We start from the raw sequence: 1,732 nt of genomic DNA on the forward strand, positions 1-1,732 counted from the left end.
AATCCCTCTTTTGATTCGATAGCGCCCCGCGGATGTCTGCCTACTAGAAGGTGTATATTAGCGCCAAATCACATACCGGCACGCCCTGATAGAATGATTGATCGGCGGCAGGATTGTCGCATTGCGGCGAAAACTATACGACCGGACGGTCGACACTATGCGGGTAAAACAAATTTAATTTCAGATATGGCGCGTGTTGTTCCGAGATAGTCTTAGATCTTATTTCTTCGATGTTCTATTTTTGGTAACAATACAAAAAACATTATCTTATTGCTAAAAAATTGAATTGAATGTTACTAAATATTAGTTTTGCGTCAATTGTGTCAATCGCGTCAATTGTCAATGAAGGGGCGTTGTATATGCTGATATATCTAAAGAGTAGCGACAAATCTGAAATTTTTTATTGTTAAGTCTCAAACCAATAAGGAAAAATGCCAAGCTGTGGCAGAAAAACTGCTTTTATACATAAGATTAATTTTAGTTCCGGTCAATTTAGCCGACATTAAGCTAAAGATGTCAGCCGGATCGCGCTCTCTGCCGGCGAGACCAATTTGTTGTGGACAGACGCCGCAGGTGCCAGTCCGCGACCATGCTCTGCAACGAGACTACCGCCGCCGAGCGACTCCAGTCCGATGAAGTTGATTAGGCTTTTCCTGCAAAAGACTTGGCGCTGCATTCGAATTGTACGATTTCGCCCGCCCTAAGAAATTTCGGCGGCAACCAGTGACTGCGCTCTACCTCGGTTCGCCGCTCGAGAGTATCTCTGCGGGAAGAGCTTGGCGCCATTCCCGAGAACGTGCCTTAAGCTGCTCGTTGAATAAGCGAATTGGCACAGCCGATGGCTGCCAGAGCGCACGCGATGCCGACGCAGTCAGCCGCCCAATCAAATCCATCCAGATCGCGCCCTATCAAAGTCGTACCCTGAGGGACCTCAATCGCGGCACCAGCTAGAGCGAGGAAGATTATTAAACTCATTTTGCGTTCCGGCCAACCGAGGCTCCCAATAATCATCAGCGCCGCGAAAGCGATACCGTGATTAAGCTTGTCATAGTGGAAGCCTATATCGAAGCCGAACTCCTTGAGACGGAGAACTGGCAGAAGTGCAAGCACCAGAACGACGATCAGGGTGACGAAAAAGACTACTTTTTCGGCGATTAGGTGTAAACTCATTGTGCTCCGACGGTGCAATTTGCAGGGTGAAGGCTGTTGGGCAAAGCCCGGCTCCGAGGTCCATACCGGCTCCCGCGTGGTCCGAGGCGAGGCGGTAGCTTCCCCACCACAATCGCATCCGACTTGTCCAAAATCAACTGAACTTCCAGGTGAGCCGCCACATTCGCCAATCAAAATTTGTGATACGCGTTAGGAAACGCCTTTATTTATCGTCCCGCAAATTATTGTGCCTCTGGAGCGTGAAACCTCCAAGGGCACGTGTATTTCGGTTCTACTTTCGTTGTCAGAAGCTGACCAATGTGTCCAGAATGGGCGTGGGCGTTTGAGCGGCCTGAGACATATTGAGCGACCCGAGACATAGGTGGACGTTTTGTACCGGACACATGGGTAACACTTTTGGCTTTGGCCGGAGGTGTTGATGCCGTGGAAAGAGTGTTCGGTGATGGATGAACGTCTTCGTTTTGTCGCTCGCCTTCTCGACGGGGAAGGCATGAGCGATGTGTGCCGGGAGTTCGGCATCTCGCGCAAGACGGGCTACAAGATCTTCAATCGCTACAAGGAT

2 protein-coding genes are annotated in these 1,732 nt (G+C 49.7%); one reads left to right on the forward strand and one right to left on the reverse strand.

What is annotated here, in order from left to right; translation table 11 throughout:
* Positions 1 to 801: 801 nt before the first annotated feature.
* Positions 802 to 1,170: a VanZ family protein gene (locus AC0L2X_RS32315; RefSeq protein ID WP_473601194.1), complete on the reverse strand. Its 369-nt coding sequence runs from the start codon at positions 1,168 to 1,170 to the stop codon at positions 802 to 804.
* A 418-nt stretch (positions 1,171 to 1,588) separates the two neighbouring features.
* Between AC0L2X_RS32315 and AC0L2X_RS32320 the strand changes: the two genes are divergently transcribed.
* Positions 1,589 to 1,732: helix-turn-helix domain-containing protein (locus AC0L2X_RS32320; protein WP_473601195.1), on the forward strand; the 144-nt coding region annotated here is incomplete at its 3' end.

The organism is Mesorhizobium sp. WSM4828 (assembly GCF_055811175.1).

Coding starts and splice junctions, on each gene's coding strand:
- AC0L2X_RS32315 (WP_473601194.1), bottom strand. CDS start 1,170: ATGAGTTTACACCTAATCGCCGAAAAAGTAGTCTTTTTCGTCACCCTG.